The 4,706-nt window shown below is 55.2% G+C and carries 4 protein-coding genes; all 4 read right to left on the bottom strand.

Annotated features, from left to right (window positions below):
• Positions 1–886: GTP-binding protein (locus EOA86_RS22745; RefSeq protein ID WP_128343687.1), on the bottom strand; the 886-nt coding region annotated here is incomplete at its 3' end.
• 2 nt (positions 887–888) lie between these two features.
• Entirely contained in the window at positions 889–1,794 is a 906-nt protein-coding gene (gene cysD, locus EOA86_RS22740) for a sulfate adenylyltransferase subunit CysD (protein ID WP_095492359.1), read from the bottom strand.
• A 400-nt stretch (positions 1,795–2,194) separates the two neighbouring features.
• Positions 2,195–3,514, bottom strand: a complete 1,320-nt coding sequence (locus EOA86_RS22735; RefSeq protein WP_128343686.1) for an O-antigen ligase family protein — start codon at positions 3,512–3,514, stop codon at positions 2,195–2,197.
• Positions 3,511–4,698 (bottom strand): hypothetical protein, encoded by a 1,188-nt coding sequence (locus EOA86_RS22730; protein ID WP_245497349.1) that lies wholly within the window; start codon positions 4,696–4,698, stop codon positions 3,511–3,513. The genes EOA86_RS22735 and EOA86_RS22730 overlap by 4 nt, the downstream gene beginning before the upstream one ends.
• Between the last annotated feature and the right edge of the window lie 8 nt (positions 4,699–4,706).

Here is a 4,706-nt window from a genome sequence, read left to right as displayed (position 1 = left end):
CGCCATGCGAGACGATGCGCCTTACATGAGCGGACTTGCCGGATTTGGCGACAACGACCTCGTCGCCTGTTGAGACGGAACCGGACGCAATCGTGCCGGCAAAACCGCGAAAATCGAGATTGGGGCGGTTCACATACTGCACTGGAAAACGGAACGGCAGTTCGACAACGGCTTTATCGACCGACACGGTTTCCAGATGTTCGATCAGCGTCGGGCCGGAATACCATTCTGTCTTGTCCGAGCGGCTGGAGACGTTGTCGCCATAACGGGCAGACATCGGGATGGGCACGATCGTCTCGAAGCCGAGCTGATGCGAAAATTGCCGGTAGTCTTCGATGATGCGTTCGAACACGGCCTTGTCGAAGCCGACGAGATCGATCTTGTTGACGGCGAGCACGATGTGCCGGATGCCGAGCAGCGAAGCGATGATCGAGTGGCGCCTTGTCTGACGCAGCACACCCTGGCGAGCGTCGATCAGCACGATCGCCAGATCAGCGGTCGACGCGCCCGTTGCCATGTTGCGCGTGTATTGTTCGTGGCCGGGCGTGTCGGCAACGATGAATTTGCGTTTCGGCGTGGCGAAAAAGCGATAGGCGACATCGATGGTGATGCCCTGCTCGCGTTCGGCCTCGAGGCCATCGACCAGCAGCGCGAAATCGACGTCGTCGCCCGTCGTCCCGTGCTTGCGCGAATCACGCTCAAGCGCGGCAAGCTGGTCCTCGAAAATCTGCTTGGTGTCCGAAAGCAGGCGCCCGATCAGCGTCGACTTGCCGTCGTCCACCGAACCGCAGGTCAGGAAGCGCAGCAGCGACTTTCGTTCCTGCACCGCAAGATAGTCACGAATGCCGTCGGTGGAGGCGAGACTCTTGGCCATGATGTGGCGCATGCTTAGAAGTACCCCTCGCGCTTCTTCTTTTCCATCGAACCGGCTTCATCACGGTCGATCAGGCGGCCCTGTCGTTCGGAGGTGCGCGCCGTCAGCATTTCGCCGACAATGGCCTCCAGCGTATCGGCGTCGGATTCGATCGCGCCGGTCAGCGGATAGCAGCCGAGCGTGCGGAACCGCACCAGCCGGTTCTCCACTGTTTCGCCCGGGCGCAATTCCATACGGTCGTCATCCTTCAGAATGAGCATGCCGTCGCGTTCGACGACCGGTCGCTCCTTGGCGAAATAGAGCGGCACGATCGGGATGTCTTCCTGGAGAATATACTGCCAGATATCGAGTTCGGTCCAGTTCGACAACGGAAACACCCGGATCGATTCACCAGTCGCGATGCGGGTGTTGAATATCTTCCACATCTCCGGCCGCTGGTTCTTTGGGTCCCAGACGTGCTGGGCGTTGCGGAAGGAGAAGATCCGCTCCTTGGCACGCGATTTCTCCTCGTCGCGACGGGCACCGCCAAAGGCGGCATCGAAGCCGTACTTGTCGAGCGCCTGCCGCAGCGCAACGGTCTTCATCACATGGGTGTGCGTATTCGAGCCATGGTCGAAGGGATTGATGTTGTCGCGCACACCATCCTCGTTAACGTGGACCAGGAGATCGAAACCGAGCTTTTGCGCCATCTGATCGCGAAAGGCGATCATCTCACGGAATTTCCAGGTCGTGTCGACGTGGAGAAAGGGAAAGGGCGGCTTGGCCGGATAAAACGCCTTCATCGCAAGATGCATCAGCACCGAGGAATCCTTGCCGACGGAATAGAGCATGACCGGCTTGGCGAAGGCCGCCGCTACCTCGCGAAAGATATGGATGGATTCAGCCTCAAGCCGCTGAAGGTGCGTAAGCGCGATATTCATGGGCTGTAAGCGTTCTCTCGTGCCAATCCAGACCTTGCATCGATGCATCAGGCGCAATTTTCAGCGGCCCGGTTCAAGCTTCACTTCTGGACGATCTCATTTTCGTGCAGGCGTTCTAGCAGATCGCTATCGCTTATAACAATGCGGGACAGGCTTGCCCTGGAGTGGTTCGGGAATGAATTTTCCACGCTAGAACCAGAAACCGGAAATTCCTGCTCAACGGGCTGATGGGCTTGGCGGCCCAAGAAAGTATTCCAGAGGGACCGAGATCAGCCTGTGCGGCGCTGGGACAATCGCAACCCTCTTCTGGACGCAGTCCTGATGATCTTCCTGGTTTCCGAGACATATGGTGGGTCAGGACGCTACCCTGATGGAAGAGCAGAGCCGTCGCCAAGAGGCGCTACGACGAAGTTCCGATGGGAACAAACAACTTGTCACCGTTATGATGGATCTCGATCAATTCGTTCTTCTGGGCCAAACGATCCGCAAATCCTTTGTGGAAAATAATGGCGTTCATATAGGCAAACGTCATTGCAAGCGCTTCGGTCCGCAAGGGATAATCGACGAGTGAATGGATGAGAAGGAAAGATACCGAGAGGAAAGCTGCCTTTTGAAGTGGATCTCGGCGAATTCTGACAAGCGCCGCAAGAAGTAATATGAAATAAAACATCATCAATAGAATTGCAATAACCCCACCCTCGAAGGCTATTTCAAGGTATTCGTTGTGGGCGTGGTTTACATACTTGCTATAAATCATTCCTTCCTTTTCGTATATCTGATAGGCCTTCTGAAAATTCCCAAACCCAACACCTGTTGCCCAATTCTCTTTGATCCCCTCAATAGTGGTGCGAGCAAACTCTCCTCGCCCGAAAGCCGGATCAATCGCGTCGGCCTCGATCTTAGTCCATGCGCCTATCGTATACGCCGAAAGTCCTATGAAAACGGCAAGGATGCTGAGCCGACTCACCCTGGAACGCGCTGAAAGAAAGACTATGGATAGTACGGTGATCGCTAATCCGATCAGGACGCCGGCCCGCGAACCGGCGGCCAAAAGGAGCAGCAAAAGTATGGCCAGCCCGAGCGATCCGGACAAAAGATGTCCTCGGAACAGACTATAATAAGCGACAAAGGGGATAGAAACAAAAAGTAATGCCGCAAAATGATTCTCGTTGGCAAAAAGCCCGGCATTGATCGTGAAAGGCAACAATCCCTCTACGGCGATGTCGTCAGAGAGCGAATATTGAATCGCTCCCGCTAACCCATTGCAGATAACGCCCATAAAAAAGAAAGGCAGAAGCCCTTGAACCTGCTCGGTGCGCAAGCGCAATACGCTCAAGAAAAACGCGGCTGACGCCACCAGATATAACAGACATTCGATCGTCCGTCCGACTCCGACGCTGACGAAGCGAAATCCGCTCTGTCCCGCCAGCCATGAATCTCCGAGCAACGGCTCCGGCCGCAACCCGTTGAGTATGGCCGCAGGCAACGGAACGATTTGCAAAATCACCAGCGCCACAGCGAAGATAAGCAGCCACAGAATTGTATACGGGATTCTTTGGCCAGAGGTCTGTGAAAAGACCGCCGCCGCCGAGACAATTGCCGCGACCTCAATCAGCGTGTCCGTGTAAAGGCCGCTTGCAGTGCCACCGCCGATCAGCAGCGATATAAACAGAACCGATCCAAGGAGATATTTATCCCATTCCGATGGCCGGTCGCTCAAGATGAAAGTCTCTCGATGCTCAATTTGTGCATTACCAACGTACCGACGTAGCGAAATCGCCAGCTCTCAGCAATGGCGGCTGTCTCCAGCCGTAACAATTGCATGGGGCACCCAGCCGGTCCAACCGAAAAATCCTGACTCAGTGCCTGACGATTGTATGTACCCTCGGGAATATTGAACCGCGCTATTTCGCTGGCTGCCCCCACACACCTGATCGACCAGAACAACTCCTTAGGAAGCTTCAGGTTTCTTGCGGACGCAGCCAGAGAAATCTTGTAGGAGCCTGGAGGCATTTGAATATACTGCTGAAGAGAAGCGTTCTTGACGGGCGTGTTCAGGAAGCGAATCGTCGCACCACCCTCACCTTCGACCGCATCCTGAGATGTTACAAAGGTAACTTCCAAACCTGACTGCTCGCCGACCTGCCAATCGAAAGGTTTACCACTGGGTACCGGTTCAAAGGTACTGTTGAAAATGTATCCGCCCAACTTCCGTTCCTGATCAGACAGGCTGAAAAGAAACAATCGATACGCTTGTTCGTATTCCTTCTGACGAATATAGCCGTGGATCACATAGGACAATTCGCTCGAGTTTGGTGGCGCGCTTGACCCAGTCAAATCGAGCAGCAGCCGATTTGCGAAATCGAGCCCGTCGGGGGTTTTGCCCAGCGCGACGAACAGACTTGCTCTCCAAGGTGCCTCCGCCTTGATGGCTGCCAGAACGGCCTGGTAACCGTCGGGGCTTGACAGGATTGTCGGCAGGCCCTCGGCGATAGCCGGAAATCGATCTGGCCATCGCCGCAGCAATATATCGATCTCGCCGACAGCCTTCGACAGATCGCCGGTCTCGATCGAGTGGCCAATGGACCTCTGGAGCGCGTGGATTTCGGTCTTGGATAACTTTCGAGCTTGATCGAAGAAGTCATAGGCTTCTTCTTTTTTGCCCTGTCGGTATTTGATCTCGCCAATAAGGCTGTAGAGACGCGCATCTGCCACGTCAAAGCGAAGCGCGCCTTCGGCCTTGGCGAGCAATGCATCGAAATCGGGAGTGTTGCTTGTATCGTTCAGGTCGCCGGTTATTCCGCCTATCAAGGCATTGACGTTCAACGGATCCAGCGCGAGGGAAACGGCCGGGGTTTCAGTTTCAAGAAACCGACTTAGCCCGATCGACGAAGCCGCCAACACTAGAGCGG

This window comes from Mesorhizobium sp. M5C.F.Ca.IN.020.32.2.1, from assembly GCF_004023105.1.
In the GTDB taxonomy this organism is placed as follows: Bacteria; Pseudomonadota; Alphaproteobacteria; order Rhizobiales; family Rhizobiaceae; genus Mesorhizobium; species Mesorhizobium wenxiniae.
This window is presented reverse-complemented; position numbering and strand designations above follow the sequence as displayed.

Coding starts and splice junctions, on each gene's coding strand:
- cysD (WP_095492359.1), bottom strand. CDS start 1,794: ATGAATATCGCGCTTACGCACCTTCAGCGGCTTGAGGCTGAATCCATC.